The sequence below is a fragment of the Nitrospira sp. M1 genome, assembly GCF_965152605.1.
This window is the reverse complement of record NZ_OZ224217.1, coordinates 1350413-1367288: the sequence shown is the minus strand read 5'-3', so window position 1 is coordinate 1367288 and position 16876 is coordinate 1350413. Positions and strand designations below refer to the sequence as shown.

General features: G+C 48.2%; 12 protein-coding genes. 6 read left to right on the top strand and 6 right to left on the bottom strand.

Going from position 1 to position 16876, the window contains the following annotated elements; all coding sequences use genetic code 11:
• Positions 1 to 107: 107 nt before the first annotated feature.
• Entirely contained in the window at positions 108 to 2315 is a 2208-nt protein-coding gene (malQ, locus tag ACWHX8_RS06545) for a 4-alpha-glucanotransferase (RefSeq protein ID WP_447971155.1), read from the bottom strand.
• 773 nt (positions 2316 to 3088) lie between these two features.
• Here malQ and ACWHX8_RS06540 point away from each other — a divergent pair.
• A complete protein-coding gene (locus ACWHX8_RS06540; protein WP_447971154.1) occupies positions 3089 to 4102 on the top strand; it encodes a hypothetical protein in 1014 nt (337 codons plus the stop codon).
• Positions 4103 to 4105: 3 nt separating this feature from the next.
• The gene (locus ACWHX8_RS06535) at positions 4106 to 4342 is read left to right on the top strand and encodes a YtxH domain-containing protein (RefSeq protein WP_447971153.1); all 237 of its coding nucleotides are present in this window, start codon (positions 4106 to 4108) and stop codon (positions 4340 to 4342) included.
• Between the two features lie 80 nt (positions 4343 to 4422).
• Here the strand turns inward: ACWHX8_RS06535 and glgX are convergent, their stop codons facing one another.
• Positions 4423 to 6552: a glycogen debranching protein GlgX gene (glgX, locus tag ACWHX8_RS06530; protein ID WP_447971152.1), complete on the bottom strand. Its 2130-nt coding sequence runs from the start codon at positions 6550 to 6552 to the stop codon at positions 4423 to 4425.
• A gap of 148 nt (positions 6553 to 6700) precedes the next feature.
• Between glgX and treZ the strand changes: the two genes are divergently transcribed.
• On the top strand, positions 6701 to 8611 hold the full coding sequence (gene treZ, locus ACWHX8_RS06525; protein WP_447971151.1) for a malto-oligosyltrehalose trehalohydrolase: 1911 nt from the start codon (positions 6701 to 6703) through the stop codon (positions 8609 to 8611).
• A 100-nt stretch (positions 8612 to 8711) separates the two neighbouring features.
• Here the strand turns inward: treZ and ACWHX8_RS06520 are convergent, their stop codons facing one another.
• From ACWHX8_RS06520 to ACWHX8_RS06510, 3 genes are all read right to left on the bottom strand, one after another.
• Complete coding sequence (locus ACWHX8_RS06520; protein ID WP_447971150.1) at positions 8712 to 9326, bottom strand: hypothetical protein; 615 nt, start codon at positions 9324 to 9326, stop codon at positions 8712 to 8714.
• Positions 9327 to 9365: 39 nt separating this feature from the next.
• Positions 9366 to 9797 carry a phage tail protein gene (locus ACWHX8_RS06515; protein WP_447971149.1) on the bottom strand — a complete coding sequence of 144 codons (432 nt, stop codon included), beginning with the start codon at positions 9795 to 9797 and terminating at the stop codon, positions 9366 to 9368.
• Positions 9798 to 10465: 668 nt separating this feature from the next.
• Complete coding sequence (locus ACWHX8_RS06510) at positions 10466 to 11437, bottom strand: exopolyphosphatase (RefSeq protein ID WP_447971148.1); 972 nt, start codon at positions 11435 to 11437, stop codon at positions 10466 to 10468.
• A gap of 531 nt (positions 11438 to 11968) precedes the next feature.
• On the opposite strand from ACWHX8_RS06510, the gene ACWHX8_RS06505 reads away from it, so the two are divergent.
• A complete protein-coding gene (locus ACWHX8_RS06505) occupies positions 11969 to 12841 on the top strand; it encodes a fibronectin type III domain-containing protein (RefSeq protein ID WP_447971147.1) in 873 nt (290 codons plus the stop codon).
• A gap of 161 nt (positions 12842 to 13002) precedes the next feature.
• Here the strand turns inward: ACWHX8_RS06505 and glgB are convergent, their stop codons facing one another.
• Positions 13003 to 15222, bottom strand: coding sequence for a 1,4-alpha-glucan branching protein GlgB (glgB, locus tag ACWHX8_RS06500; RefSeq protein ID WP_447971146.1), 2220 nt, complete (start codon positions 15220 to 15222; stop codon positions 13003 to 13005).
• A gap of 65 nt (positions 15223 to 15287) precedes the next feature.
• On the opposite strand from glgB, the gene ACWHX8_RS06495 reads away from it, so the two are divergent.
• Both ACWHX8_RS06495 and glgC read left to right on the top strand, forming a co-directional pair.
• On the top strand, positions 15288 to 15578 hold the full coding sequence (locus tag ACWHX8_RS06495) for a LapA family protein (protein ID WP_447971145.1): 291 nt from the start codon (positions 15288 to 15290) through the stop codon (positions 15576 to 15578).
• Positions 15575 to 16867 (top strand): glucose-1-phosphate adenylyltransferase, encoded by a 1293-nt coding sequence (glgC, locus tag ACWHX8_RS06490; RefSeq protein ID WP_447971144.1) that lies wholly within the window; start codon positions 15575 to 15577, stop codon positions 16865 to 16867. The genes ACWHX8_RS06495 and glgC overlap by 4 nt, the downstream gene beginning before the upstream one ends.
• The last annotated feature ends 9 nt before the right edge of the window (positions 16868 to 16876 follow it).

The following is a 16876-nucleotide window of genomic DNA, read 5'->3' as shown; positions in this document are numbered from 1 at the left end:
GATTTTTAGAGGTGCCTCAAGCATCCTACGGCCACCATACCACAAGTCGATTGCCAATCACTGAATGCCCATGATCAACAATCATGAACGACAAATGCCTGTACTCGTCATACGCTGTCATGATTACGATACGGATAAATGGCCTGCATAAACGACCGGATGCATGCACGTCTTCGAAAGGATTCAAACGATGGCGTCAACCTCAGTTGCCATGACGGATAGGCCTCACTTCTCGCTCCCGGCAAATTCGGCGCTTCAAACTCTCCCAGGAGATCTTCTAGAGGGATCATTAAGATTCGACAAGGGGTTCGAGCAAGGTATGTATACGCAGCTTGCACAAACGCATACGGAGCCTCGAGTGGAAAAGACGACAGAGCCTCTTTGGGAAGAATGTGCTCATGCACCAAGGCTTCAAGAAAGCCCACCCGATCTCTCATGCGTGCCTCGCAATCCTGTTCCATTTGCAGCTCAGTCGCATAGAGACCAGCACGTGCTTTCACTTCAATGTCACGCCCAGACCAGTACCCGATGAATGTTGGAAGATCATGTGTCGTGAACGACACCATTGCCTGGTGAGGATAGTGTTTGGGATCACGAAATTTTCCCGTTGACTCCTGTTCAAACGGCATAAGCCGATAGGAAAGGATTCCAGACTTGGTTAAACGCGCACGTATTTCCGGAGTGACAGTCCCAAGATCTTCACCAATCACCATCACCTGATTCCGTACGCTTTCTAAGGCCAAAATGGCCAGGACTTCATCAACGTATGTTTGTACATATGTTCCACCTTCTCCTGTTTGTCCCTCTGGAATCACGAACAGTCGAAACAGACCAAGTGCATGATCAATCCGTAACATACCGCCAAATTGCATATTGCGACGCAGCGTTTCAATAAAAAGGCGATAGCCCGCTGTACGCATATGCCATGGAACCGGAGCCATCAGCCCCCAATTTTGCCCTTGAAGATTGATAGAGTCTGGTGGTGCCCCCAGTGTAATGCCTGAGGCAAACTCATCTTGAAACATCCAGGCATCCGCACCATCAGGATGCACCCCGACAGGTAAATCATGATACATTCGAAACGCGAGATTGAGACGCTTTGCCGTTCGGTCAAGCCCCATCAGCTGCTGCTCGCACTGCCACTGCACGTACTGAACCTTTTGAATCTGATCTGCGCATGTGTGCAAGAACGTTTGGACATGTGGTGAATGAGGCGTGTGATAGGCTTCCGGCCACTGACGCCACGCGGAAGTGTGGAAATGTTCAGACAACACTTGAAAGAGGCTGTACTGCTCAAGGTACGAGCCTTGCCGACGACGGTATTGTTCAAACGCGCGAAAACGAGCGGTTTGGGGTTGCACATGCTGCTGCTTAAACGTTTGATATAAGTGTTCCAATACTTCGGCTTTCAACGCATTGACCTGTTCATATTGAATCAATTGACTGGACCGTAACTGCTGTAACGTATGTTGAAAGTTTCGGCTAGCAACACGTCGTTGCACGGCAGGTGATGAACGAAACTCGGAAATCGATTCGAGATCAAGATATACTGGATTAAAGAAGAGACGACTTGATGGTGAATACGGACTGATTACACCAACGGTTGGGTCATGAAGAGGGCTAATCCCAACGGTTGATACGTGCAACTCGTTTCCAGACCACCGAAGCAATCCTTTCAAGTCTCGAAAATCACCAATTCCCCAATTCTTGGCGGTCCGCACATTGTACAATTGTATGCTGAGACCAACGCATCGAGACGGCGTGTCCGGCGTGTAGCACTGACGAGGCGCAACGATGACAAACGTCTTCCCATTCAATGACTGGTCCATCACTGAGACTGAAAGAGCGACCCAGTAATACCCTAAGGACAACGAAGCCTGAAGAGGCAGCGATACACGCACATAGCGTGTTCGATCGATCATGGTCTCCTCAAGCAATTGACATTTCTCACATGAACGTGAAAATGTTTGTGCATTGGAATGTTCGTCTGTAATCGTCCATGAAACCCGAACATCATCCAACGACTGCGATTCTAACGGTAGGGACAGCACCAGAGCAGGGCTTTGCGTACCATCTTCAATCACCTGTACTTCATCCACGACCTGTTTCCACGTTCGAACCCGAACGTGCTCTAAGCTTTGCTCAATCGACTCATGCGACGTCGAAGGCACTCCCATTGAGGTTAACATCAAGGCAAGCCCTTCCGAAGTCATCGTGCGATCAGACCCGACCCCATCCGTATAGGCCGAAGCCATCCCATAGCGGTCAGCTAAATCAAATACATCTGGTTGTCGCTCTCTCAATTGCTCTGTCATACGGTCGCGTCTGCCTTTGCCTACACTAGGTATAATACGCACGTAACTTCACTGATAATGTCACAAAGAAATATATGTCTCCAGTGTATGATAACGTGTTGGTTTCCATAGTGGAAAAGTATTCATTTTCAGATACCATACCCCAATCCTTACCGCAAGAAACATGACCTCCCAAGCGCATGAAGGTTCACTGTCATCATGCGTGAGTAGCAAACAGAGTCACATGGCATAGGATTTTCCCAAATGACACTTGACCTTTCTCATACATTGGAGCAGAATCATATTCTTTATGAAATCCTTATAAGCTCTACGATGTATTGAGGATTATCACATGGTAACCCGTCCCCCTCTTGAACATACGAAAAACACACCCGTTAGACCGTCAATATATCACTGCCTGAAAAACCCTCTACGATTGACCGCATATTTAGACGTTCTGCCTTTTCTACTTCTTCATTCTTTTTTCCGCCATTATCTCAATTCATCCAAGTTCCAAGAATCCATGCATCGCTGGCCTTTACGTTTAGCCGTGACTGAAGAGATTGGAGTGTCTTAATGCCGTGTAGACACATTAGCGTGTTCAGTCCGCTCAGAAGACAGGAATGAGCTGACAGGACACCATGCCATCGCCGTTCGATCAGCCAAAGACGAGCACAACTCGTCTTTGACGACCATGTGAATGTCGAGCGGCCAACGCGAGAGAGGAAAGACGTGACTCTCATTCTCTAACGAAGGGGACATTGTGTGTATGCCCTCTTAGAAAGGAAGTCATCATGCCTACCGCGAAACATCAAGAACGACCATTGTGGTCAGTGATTCTTACTGGAGACGACCATCACTGTGTTTCACCCCTCAATACGCAATGGCTCAGCTACAAGAAACCAACACCATTTTGCACGTTCGTTGGCTCTCGGTCCATGCTACAACACACATGGGATCGCGCCGACCAACTCAGTCATCCTAGTTGTAAAATTACGGTTGTGGGAAAATCATATCTCCATGAAACCTGCACACAACTGGGAGGTCGTGTCCCAGGCATTATCATCACAGAGCCACGGCACCAAGGCATGGTCGTGAGCCTGTTTCTGGCATTAACCTACTTACAAGTGAAGGCACCCCATTCGATGGTCGTCGTCTACCCATCTGACCATTTCGTCTATCCAGAAGATCTGTTTCTCCGGACTGTTCAACGGACCATTTGGGCAACGGAAGAATGGTCTGATCACATTTTTATCCTTGAGGCTGCCGGAGCCAACTATCAACCTTCCGGGTGCAGCGTTGTCCTTGACCAGCAACTGGGATTGATCCATGAAACTCCCGTATATGGCGTCAAACCCCCTCCTCAAGAACCCATGGATGAAGAGGAACACCCATTTACTCAGACACACTACCTTTCGAATACCTCAGTTCTCATGGCAAAACCTGAAGTGCTGTGGGATCTGGGATGGCAATATCATCCACACATGATGAAAATCTTTGATGAGTTACAGGATGCGATCGGCACCTCCTATGAACGAACGGTTCTGGACAACACATTCCAAAGCCTACGATATTGGGATACCTCGCTTCTGGCCCTCCTACAATTAACACCAAATTTAGCCGTGATTGAACTCGAACACATACGCTGGAGTCATTGGGAAGAACCCCGGCACATTCTGGAAGATTTATCAGAAATTGGTAAAGAACCAGCATTTCCGATAGAATATGCAAAGACGTACAAAGAAGGAACGTTCACAGAAAACCCGAGTCCAACTGGAGGTCTCACAACAAGTCAGAAGGGAGTCTAGCGCATGGATACCGATACACGTTATGTCGTATTTGGAGGACTCGCGTTCATTACAGGTCTCGTCCTTGGCACAGGCATGGGGGTCCTCATGGCTCCTCAATCGGGAACGAGAACTCGTCGAAAACTTCGAAGTTTTGCCGAAGATGCAGGAGAGCGCGTCACTGAGTTCAAGGAAGACGCACGTGATGCCGTTGATCATTTAATGGAACGCGGAAAACGATTCGTTGGAGAACGTGGATAGTCCTCACGCATGATACGTCGTTCGTGAATGTGCGATGAGCAAGAAGTCATACGCTTCACGAACGACGAAATCTTCCCGCCTCAACGTTTCCGCAACAAAACAAATGTCCGTGAACCGAGCGCATAGGGATACCCGCCTTTAATGAGTTTACTTCGTTTTCGTGACTGCTGAGTGAGAGAAAACGAGGTATCGAATACGACTTCCCACCGTACGCCCTTTTTATGAGCGGGTAAGGTAAACGCCACTTCTTCATGATGCGCATTTAACAATAATAAAAATGTGTCGTCGACAATCGCCTGGCCTCGAACGTCTTTTTCACCTATCGCATCGCCAGCTAAACGAATTCCAATCGTTCGAAACCCCATATCCCACTCCTCATCCGTCATTTCTTTCCCATGCGAGCCAAACCATGCAAGATCTTTGACCTCCGATCCCCGTATTCGGCGACCTTGAAAAAACCTTCTCCGTCGAAACACTGGATGGGTTTTCTTTAAATGGATAAGAAGCTGAGTAAATTCATATAAATGTTGTTCGGATTGTAAGTAATTCCAATCGTACCAACTGATTTCATTATCTTGGCAATACGCATTGTTATTCCCGCCTTGTGTCCGGCCAAGTTCATCACCTCCACAGATCATCGGCACACCCTGCGACAGTAACAGTGTGGCGAGAAAATTTCGTTTCTGCTTTTCTCGCAACTCATAAATGGCCAGATCATCTGTTGGCCCCTCAACTCCACAGTTCCAACTCAGATTATCATCCGACCCGTCACGACTCTCTTCTCCATTGGCATCATTATGTTTGTGGTTATAGGACACAAGGTCATGAAGCGTAAATCCATCATGGGCCGTCACAAAATTAATACTGGCATATGGCTGTCGGCCACTCGCGCCATACAAATCACTGCTTCCTGATAATCGATGAGCCATTTCTCCAAGTAAGCCACCATCGCCCTTCCAATATCGCCGGATATCATCACGATATTTCCCATTCCATTCCGCCCATCCCGGTGGGAAATTTCCAACCTGATATCCACCCTCACCAAGGTCCCACGGTTCAGCAATGAGTTTGACCTGAGACAACACGGGATCCTGATGAATAATGTCAAAAAATGCACTGAGCCGATCAACATCATGGAGCTCGCGAGCTAAGGCCGAAGCCAAATCAAATCGAAAGCCATCGACGTGCATCTCGCACACCCAGTACCGCAAACTATCCATAATCAGCTGGAGCGTTCGGGGATGCCGGACATTCAACGTATTGCCACATCCGGTGTAATCCATATAATAGCGAGGGGTGTCGGGAACCAACCGGTAATACGAGGCATTATCAATGCCTCGAAATGAGAGCGTAGGCCCGAGATGATTGCCTTCACCCGTATGGTTATACACCACGTCTAAAATGACTTCGATGCCAGCGCTATGAAGCGTTTTGACCATCGTCTTGAACTCATACACCTTACGGCCTAAATCTTTATAAGCTGAATATCGAATGTCAGGAGCAAAAAACCCGATGGAATTGTAGCCCCAATAATTGGTCAATCCTCGTTCTTGAAGAAAATTATCATTGACAAAATGATGGATCGGGAGGAGTTCCACGGCCGTCACGCCTAATGACTGAAAATATTCGATAATGGGTGGCGTGGCTAACCCGGCATACGTCCCACGTAGCGGCTCAGGAACGTCGGGGTGCCGCATCGTCAGCCCCTTCACATGGACTTCGTAAATAATCGTTTGCTCCCATGGGACATCCAGGAGCCTATCGCCACTCCAGGTAAACGCCTGGTCGATCACGATTCCCTTGGGAATATTGGCAGCATTATTTTTTTCGTCATACGACAGATCTTCCCGTGCATCGCCAATACGATAGCCGAACATGGCCTCCGACCATTTTACTACCCCGGTTAATGCCTTGGCATATGGATCAATCAACAACTTCGAAGGATTGAAACGATGACCTTCCGCTGGTGCATAGGGACCATGCACACGATACCCATAAAATTGCCCAGGTCTGGCTTCAGGCAAGTACACGTGCCATACTTGATCGGTACGTTCCTCGATGCGAATCCGATGCGTCTCCTGCTCTTCTAATTCATGACTAAAAAGGCACAAATCGACGCTCGTCGCATTTTCAGAGAACAACGCAAAATTGACACCCTGACCATCCCAGGTCGCACCAAGGGGATACGGCCGCCCCGGCCACATTTTCATAGTTACGGCTCTCCTGTACGAAGTTGTTAATCGACAATGAAGACAGTATGAAAACTGGAATGAATTTCACTATACTGAAATTTCACTACTGGCGCAAATCCAAATTCCAAGGCAAAATCAGAGTCATGGGACATGGACAATACCCACTATGACGAGCAAACGTAGAACACAACGGATACTCAATGCACGCACCTATGACTTTGGTGTGTCTATCGTCGATACATCGACGGCATCATTTAAGATTTGGGCCCCACAAGCGCAGTCAGTTGCCGTCGACATTTTCGGACACGCCGACACGCCTCTGCGCCTCACGTCGCAACCATTGGGATATTGGCAGGCGACGGTAGAGAACGTGCCGGCCGGAACGCACTACCGCTACATACTCGATGAGGCGATATATCCAGATCCAACCTCTCGCTTTCAACCCGAAGGCGTCCATGGTCCCTCCGAAATCATCGATCCGCAAGCGTTTCCATGGACTGATCAACACTGGAAGGGACTTCCGCTACACGATCTCATCATGTACGAACTTCATCCAGGAACATTCACCAAAGCAGGAACATTTGACGCAATTATTCCAGCGTTGCCGTATCTTCGTGACGAAGTAGGCATAACCGCGATTGAACTCATGCCAATCGCGCAATTTCCTGGCGTACGAAATTGGGGGTATGACGGTGCCTACCTCTTTGCGCCACACAATAGCTATGGAGGGCCTTGGGGGCTGCATCGTCTCGTCGATGCCTGCCATGCGGCAGGACTCGCCGTGGTCCTTGATGTGGTCTATAACCACCTCGGGCCCGAAGGAAATTACTGGGGAGCGTTCGGACCATTTTTCACTGATCAATACCGGACACCATGGGGAAGCGCGGTCAACTACGATGGTCCGCATAGCGATGCCGTACGAAACACAATCATCGACAACGCCGTCTATTGGATTCGCGACTATCACATTGATGCCCTTCGATTAGATGCCATTCATAGTATTTTTGATTTCAGCGCACGACATATTCTCGAAGAACTGTCCACTGCAGTTCATGACGAAGCTGCCAGAACAGATCGAACCGTTCATGTGATCGCCGAAAGCGACCTGAACGATGCAAAAATCATGACCCCATCATCTAAAGGCGGTTATGGATTGGATGGACAATGGAACGACGACTTTCACCACGCGCTTCATAGTCTGGTCACCGGCGAACAGCAAGGCTACTATTCCGACTTTGGCGCGCTTGATCATGTCGCCACGGGATTCAAGAAACATTTTATTCTCTCTGGACAATACTCCCACCATCGCCAACGACGGCATGGAAACTCTGCGGCGCATCTCCCCGCTACAGCATTTGTCGTGTTTGCTCAAAACCATGATCAAATTGGCAATCGCGCTGAAGGCGATCGCCTGTCAACGCTCATCCCACACTCAGCCCAACAAGTCCTGATGGCCTCTATTCTCTTATCTCCATGTATCCCGATGCTCTTTATGGGTGAAGAATATGGTGAGCGCAGACCATTTCAATATTTTATTGACCACGGGGATGAACAATTAATTGAAGCGGTTCGAAAAGGACGATTGGCAGAATTTAAACAATTTGGATGGAAGAAAGTACCAGACCCCTATGCGGTAAAAACGTTTGAAGATTCTCGACTCACACCACCTGACGAACAAACCGACATTCAATCCCGCATGGCAGCATGGGTAAAACAACTGATCACACTCCGTAAGCAGCATCCGTCGTTAGGTCCTGGCGTCAAAGGCCATCAACTACGCGTGTGGACACATAAAAAACACAATGTCCTGACCATCTACCGCAAACACCCACATGCTCCAGCCATGCTCCTGATCTTAGGCTTTAAGAACACACCGTCCATGCTCACCTTGCCACAACTCAAAAATCGTTGGTCACTACTTTTGGATAGTGGAAGTCAATCGTACGCCACCCCTGAGAATGAGCCTCTGATACCAGCACCTCCAAGTTTTGATCTCACGGCTCACAAATATACAATTTCGTTACCACCATTTCCTGCTTGGCTCTATAGCCAGCAGAACGATCCGGACATTCCTTAGCGCTTACCCCTTTCTTGCAAGGCACGCAATTAGGGGTCCACTCCATCATGAATCGTCCATCGCAATGACATGACATTTCTTTGATCGACAGACTCATGACCTAAGACTTGCCCGGTGATTTTCGTACGCGACCTGAACTGGATTTCTTGTGTACGCGTTCGTCCTTGAGTGAGGGCTTGCGCACAAGACCGCCGCGCTCGGTCACGCGAACATGGATGAACCCATTCAAATGAAAGATCAACGTTCCAAGAAAATAGGACTGCTCTTCATCATGTTCAGCTTTGAGTTCTGCTGAAGCCAAACACGCATGCAATTCATCAAAACGTAATTGCACGGTATCTCTGGGCAAAGCCCCAAGCGAAAAACCCGGCACCAGCTCTAATCCCAACAACACCGATGGCGCTACCATTCGGACCACGTCTTGCAAAATGTCATAGGAACCAGAAAGACACTGTACCGTCACGATCATTCGGCCTGGTCGTTCTTCCTCAAATCCCTTAAACGTTGTTGGCCCCTTCACCAACCTTCGTGCGATCATCGCGCCTTCAGTGGTGACTCCCCCAAAGTCTTCAAGTTTCGAGACGTAACAATACACTTCAGGTCGAATGCCGCTAAATTGAGACACAACGAGCGGTCCGCGCGTGAACAGAATCTGCTTTCCTAACAGACGTTTCAGTCTGTCTTCTAGAAATTTCTCTACAAATCTAGCATCCATGATCGATACGTTGCTGCCATTTTCTTCAATGTGTTTGCGTTACGCTCGCTCAACTTTTTCCACCACAATTTCGATTTCTTCGAATAATGACCCTGCGTGCTTGGCATCAAACTCAAATCCCTTCCAACGACAAGGCCAAGCTTCAAAAAAGTTATAGCGTAAGATTTCTGAACCATCGTCAGCCAACGCAATAATGGAACCGGCCTTCCGCTCCACCTTCCCGTCGATAACCGCCTTGTGCCAATTCCACAGTTCATCAGTGTTGATGTAGCCACGCTTTAAGACAAGATTGGAATAACTGGTTCGACCCGGTCTTTTGCGAACCAATAAGTCGCTACCATCCACGAACGTCACCACTTCAGTTGTCGACTCCAATCCTTCAAAGGCGGAAAACTGAGCTTGCGTCACACCTTCTATTTCTACCCTAAATTTGCTACTCATGAGATGATCGAAATTTCTACGGTTCGGCATAGGGTTCTCCTTTCATTACCACTCCATGACGATATAAGCCTTTGCACTATGAAAACTAAACTTGTTGCCACACATCTCTTCATCGGAAACGTCAGGAATCTGGGTTGAAATTTCCAGTAAGCAATGGCAAGCACCCAAAGAACTTCTATGTAACGGTATCTCCTACTGCTGTCAAGATACGTCTGTTCAAAACACAGGGGGAATTGCATCCGGAAGGATGACCGTAGGAATATACACAAGCCTACTGAAATGACTCATGGCAATGAGTACAGAACACTGTCCTCTTGTGACGATCAAGAAGACAGCGACTGCTTCAATGCACTAATGATGTAGGATTGGTACGAGAAGAGAAGAAAGGAAATTTTCGTGAGTGAAACTGCTACGAACACAAATAGGAAAACGATACGACCTTACGCCGTGACCGAAAGAAAGCTGAAAATATCACAGGCTATAGCCGTTCCAGTTATGCCGAATCTGCATGTCGTCGCACTGAATGCGGATTGACCCATCGTGATTGAAGCGTCAATCGCCTGTAGGTCATCCAGGCGGGCATAACCTTCCTTACGTTCCGTCTGTACGACGTGCGTTTTTTGCGCTGTGTACATGTTGTATATTCGGCTGGAAGTTATTTGGGTTCGTTATAGCATTTCACCGTCTGCTTGACCGGCTTAGGCCCCCGCACATGATGCTGGAACTGCTGCCATGGATAACTCTTGTTCATGAATTTTCTCGATAATTTCTTGGAGTTTTTCATTGGCTAGCGCATTCGCTACCTGACAAGTCCCTGCATTTTGATGTCCGCCACCGCCATAGGTGAGACAGAGTTCACCGATATTCAACGATGAGCTCCGATTCACGATCGACTTGCCAATTGCGAACACTGTATTTTGTTTTTTGAGCCCCCACATGACATGCATAGAGATATTGCAATCCGGAAACAGGGCATAAATCATAAAGCGATTGGCCGCGTATATCGTTTCTTCATTTCGCAGATCCAATACGACCAGATTCCCATGAACCGTCGAGCATCGCTGGATCTGTTCTTTGGCTAATTCCGCATGTTCGTGAAACAAGGTCACCCGCTCTTGAACATCCGGCAGAGCAAGAACCTCATCGACACTCTTGTTTTTGCATTGCTCGATGAGTTCCATCATGAGTTCGTAATTGGAAATTCGAAACTGACGAAAACGACCAAGTCCGGTACGGGCATCCATGAGGAAATTCATCAGAGCCCAACCGCGCGGGTTTAAGATTTCATCGATCTCATATTGTGCCGAATCGCCCTTATCCACAGCTTCCATCATTGCATTCCATTTAGCAGGAAAGGTGTTCTCACCACCGTAATACCGATAAACAACCCGTGAGGCTGACGGCGCCTCAGAATCGATGATATGGTTCGATCTCTCACCTGTATTACGAATAGTTTCACTGTGGTGATGATCAAAAGCCAAATACACACCTTCGACATACGGGAGATTGGTGGTAATATCATGATCAGAGACGGCAATCTTCTCATCCTGCATATCTTTGGGGTGCACGAAGAGTATGTCGTTAATAATTCCCACTTCTTTTAGCAAAATTGCACAGACAAGCCCATCAAAGTCACTACGGGTGACTAAACGAAATTGACCGGTATCCATAAATTTCATCCTTACGACATAAAAGAAGTTGATAATCGGTTGCTCATATTCTTCTTGCCTCCCACTACATCAAGCATGAAAATTCCCTCCTATGGCAACCCTCAGGCTTGAGTATGTCTTTAACTTTCATCGGCATTTTCCCTTCAATCTTGAATTCCCGAATGTGTATTTTTTCTGCCGCATACACATATCCAGACGTTTGCTCCGTCCTATTTACTCTCTGAATCACATTCACCCTGTACGTCAACCTTCGAAGTCTTGCGCGTATCCACGCAGAAAAAAAACGGCGTCCTATGCCTATGCCACTCTCACGCACCCGTCCCCCTTCTCGTGTGTATAAACACATTACAGATACCTCGGTAAAAACCGATAACACCTAGTATCGAATCACAAAATCAAAGATTGTGGCTTCTGTTACGCCATGGCTACGAGTTATCGAAAAACATTTCAGAACATGCAGGACATCTCAAAAACTACAGGCAAACCGCATATAGCCTGAACACGCAAATCTCATAGAAGAGGAGGAATGCCATGTCCCGATTCAGCATGACTTGGACACGATATAGCCTTGCATATTTCATATTACCGTTCGTTCTCTTTTCCGTTTCGTCTCATGCCATTGCCTCGGGCGATGTCATGTTACAATGGGACTCAAATTCAGAACCGCTTCCCACGGGCTACCGGGTGTATACAGGAACGACGTCTGGCGTGTACGGCCCCCCGACGGATGTGGGGCTAGCCACACAACATATCGTCACAAATCTTCAAGAAGGATCCACCTACTATTTTGTGGTCACCGCAATGGACGATTCACATCGAGAGAGTCTTCCTTCAACGGAAGTGTGGACACTCATCCCAGACACAACCGCGCCTCTCCCTCCCGAATCGTTGCAGGCCGAGGCAGTATCCTCGTCTCACATTCGCCTGACATGGGACCACGCGTGGGATAATATCGAGGTCGCGGGGTACAACGTATACCGAAACCAATCCTCTATTGCGAACACACAGCAAGTCGAATTCATAGATACCAGCCTGACCCCAGATACAACCTATACGTATGAAATAGAAGCCTTCGACGATGCAGGAAATACGTCAACACCCACCCAACCCGTTGCGGTTCGCACATTCTCGTCCACCCAACCGACCCTATCCATTGCCATTGAGGGCACGGGAACGGTGACCAGCACCCCAATGGGACTCTCCTGTGCGGACAAATCCTGCTCCGGAGCGTTTCCAAGCGGAACCATTGTGCAATTAACACCATCATCGAGCAAACAATGGAAATTTACTGAGTGGAATGGAAGTTGTACTGGAACGGGTGAATGTTTAGTCACAATGACCACCGATAGATCCGTCGGAGCAACCTTCACGCACAAGAACAAAGGCAAAGGACACTCACGGTAAAGCAGTAAACTTGAAATGTCTTTCCCCACGTTAGGGAAATTGACATCACGTACACTGCCTCATCAGCACCGCTCACCGACAGTCTGACTGGGAAGAAAGAGAAGAGGAACATCGGGAAAACGGAAAAAATATGGTGTTTCAATACCAACGAGATTAGGGAGTTAACACGGCGTAGGCTTGAAAAACACGACAGAAAGTGGGGGAAGTGTCACAAGGAGAGAGTAGGGTTGATTATGGTAGGGAATAGGCTCAGCTTCCACGGCTCCGGCGTTTCCCATATTACTCCCACCATAGATCTCAGCATCACTATTTAATAACTCACGATACATACCTGCCTGTGGAACTCCCATACGATAGTGCAGACGTATGACGGGTGTAAAATTACAGGCACACACCACAAGGTCTTTTTGCTCACTAGCATAGCGAATATACGTCAAGGTCGAATGATCGCTATCATGCAAATCGATCCATTGAAACCCTTGCCAATCAAAATCCACTTCATAGAGAGCCGGCTCGGATTGATAGAGACGATTGAGGTCGGCAACATAGCGCTGCAATCCCTGATGAGGGGCATAGTCTAATAAATGCCACTGCAAACTATCATCATGATTCCATTCCCACCACTGACCGATTTCGCACCCCATAAACAGCATTTTCTTACCGGGATGTCCCCACATATGTCCGTACAATGCACGCAGATTGGCCATACGCTGCCAGTCATCTCCTGGCATTTTGTCGAGAAGCGCTTTTTTCCCATGCACCACTTCATCGTGTGACAGCACGAGGACAAAGTTTTCCGTAAAGGCATACATCAATCCAAAGGTAACCTTATTTTGGTGATATTTCCGATGGACGGGATCCATACTGAAATACTCGAGCGTGTCATGCATCCATCCCATATTCCATTTAAAAGTAAAACCTAACCCTCCCGCATAGGTTGGACGAGACACCCCGGCCCATGCGGTAGATTCCTCAGCTATCATGACACTCCCGGCATGCTCTTGATGAACCATGACATTAAGTTCTTTCAAAAACTCTACGGCTTCGAGATTTTCATTGCCTCCAAATCGATTCGGCAACCACTCGCCTGACTTTCGCGCATAGTCCAAGTACAGCATCGAGGCGACAGCATCCACTCGAAGACCATCAATGTGATAACGGTCAAACCACATCAACGCGCTATTAATGAGGAAGTTTTTTACTTCAGTCCGGCCGTAATTAAAAATGCGGCTTTTCCATTCAGGATGATAACCAAGCCGTGAATCTTCGTGATCGTAGAGATGGGTTCCATCAAACCAGGCTAATCCGTGAGGATCATCAGGGAAGTGCGCCGGAGCCCAGTCCATAAGCACGCCGAGATTGGCCTGATGACAGGCATCAACAAAAGCCATGAAGTCTTCCGGAGAGCCAAACCGACTCGTCGGGGCAAAGTACCCGGTCGATTGATATCCCCATGATCCATCAAAGGGATGTTCTGTCACTGGCATGAGTTCGATATGGGTGAAACCCATTTCCTTCACATAGGGAATGAGCGTTTCCGTCAACTCACCATAGGTCATCCAGCGTGAGTCTTCTTCTGGGACTCGCCGCCATGAGGCCAGGTGAACTTCATAGATCGAATACGGAGTCGCTAAGGGATTTTGCGTGCCACGCCGCTCCATCCACTCTCGATCTTGCCACTGATAGCGAGACGTGGTTCGGACAAGAGACGCGGTCTTCGGCCGAAGTTCAGCCGCAGTGGCGTAGGGATCAGCTTTCAGGAACGGCGCATCTCCATTTTGAGAACGTATCTCATACTTGTAGACGGTGCCCTCCTGTAAAGCAGGAATAAATAACTCCCACAGACCACATCCTCCGCGAGATTCCATCAGATGACGCCGGCCATCCCAATCATTGAAATCCCCGACAACACTCACGCGTTTGGCGTTGGGAGCCCAGACAGCAAAACTCACCCCTTGAACCCCTTGATGCTGACACATTTGCGCACCAAGTTTGTCATACGCCTTATACAATTTTCCTTCTCCAAACAAATGCAAGTCATATTCTGAAAGAACCGGGGAAAATGCATAGGGATCATGACATTCATGCTGTGTCCCATCCTGCTTCATCACTTGAAATCGATACCCGACCTCCCGGGCATCAACATCACATTCCAGTTCAAACAGACCATCCGAGGTCATCGCCTTCATTGGAAACGATTGCGTCTTTAAGTTGTTGAACAACACATTCACGCTTGAAGCTTCCGGGATAAAGGCTCGAATGATACTACGAGGTCTTCCCTGACCAACATCTTGCTGACGATGCGGACCAAGATAGGCAAACGGATGGCCTTCTTCTCCGTGAATCAAACGCGTGATTTGTTGATCAAGTGGTACGGACATGGTAAATAAGTATAGCAATGTCGTATGCTATTTCGTATTGTAACCTATCAAGCCTGAAATTTCTCATGTCATTTGCCTTAATCGCCGCTCTCATGATGGTCTTCTTTGCTGTAGCGTTTTCATTGCAGAATGCAAGCGAAATCACCATTCATTTCTTTGCCTGGACATTTCAAGGATCACTAGTGATTGTCTTACTCACCACGCTCGCCCTTGGCGTCATTATTAGCCTCCTGGCCTCCCTCCCCGCTCAAATGAAGAAAAGCCGAACCATTGCGCAACAATCGAAACAAATCGAAATGCTCAAACAATCGATGAAATCCTCAAACACACCACGGATACACACCAGACCATCATGAATCACAAGGACAACCCAACACCACGCCAACATCAGCGAGAACGCGTATCTCAGCGAGTTTTAGCCATGATCATGGCCGGGGGAAAAGGTGAGCGCCTGATGCCCCTCACGGAACAGCGCAGTAAACCCGCTGTTCCCTTTGCCGGAACGTATCGTATCACAGACTTTGTCTTAAGTAACTTCCTGAATTCCGGCATCTTGGCGATGTACGTGCTGGTTCAATATCGCTCTCAATCGTTGATCGAACACCTTCGCCGCGCCTGGCGAAGTGGCGGTCCGCACCGTCAATCGTTCATCACTGTTGTGCCTCCACAAATGAAAGGCCGAGGCAAGTGGTATGAAGGAACGGCTGATGCGATCTATCAAAACATCAATCTGATACGCGATTTTGCCCCTGGATTGGTCGCAGTGTTTGGCGCTGATCACATTTACCGCATGGATATTCGGCAGATGATTCAGTTTCACTTGGACAATCAAGCCGACGTCACCGTCGCCGCCCTTCCGGTTCCACTCCAGGCTGCAAAAGGCTTTGGCATCGTCGAAGTCGATGAGGAGCAACGGATTATTGGTTTTGAAGAAAAGCCTAAATCACCGAAACCAATGCCGTCCAACCCGGACATGGCCTACAGCTCGATGGGCAATTACATTTTCAATGTCGATACGCTCATCCAAGCGCTCGAACAGGATGCCAGTCAATCTGGGACGCATGACTTTGGAAAAGATATTATTCCGTCTTTGACGCGTACGCACCGAGTCTTAGCATATGACTTCATGAAAAATGTCGTCCCGGGCATACATCCCTACGAAGAATGGGGCTACTGGCGTGATGTTGGCACTATCGATGCTTATTGGCAAGCAAACATGGATATTCTCGGTGAAACGCCAATATTCGACCTTCGGAATGTCAACTGGCCAATTCAGACGGATGCCTCTCTCGAACCCGTGGCCAGCTTAGTTCGAACCCGTGTCGACGATGCCATGGTCGGACAAGGAAGTCTCGTCGTTGATGCAAAGATTACACGCTCGCTCATCGGGCGCAATGTCCGCATTGGAGAAGGCTCCGTCATCCAGGAATGTGTCATTCTCGATGGAACGATTATTGGTCCTAAATGCCGATTACGCCGCGTCATTGCCGATCGATTCAATGTTATTTCTGCCGGAACGGAGTTGGGGTTCCACAAATCCAAGGATTCCGCTAGCAATACGGCTAGTAAATCTGGCTTGATTGTTCTACCACGAGGGCAATCGTACGGTGGCCGAGCCGTCATCGATCCGATTGAGCAGACCTAAGCTTGCACT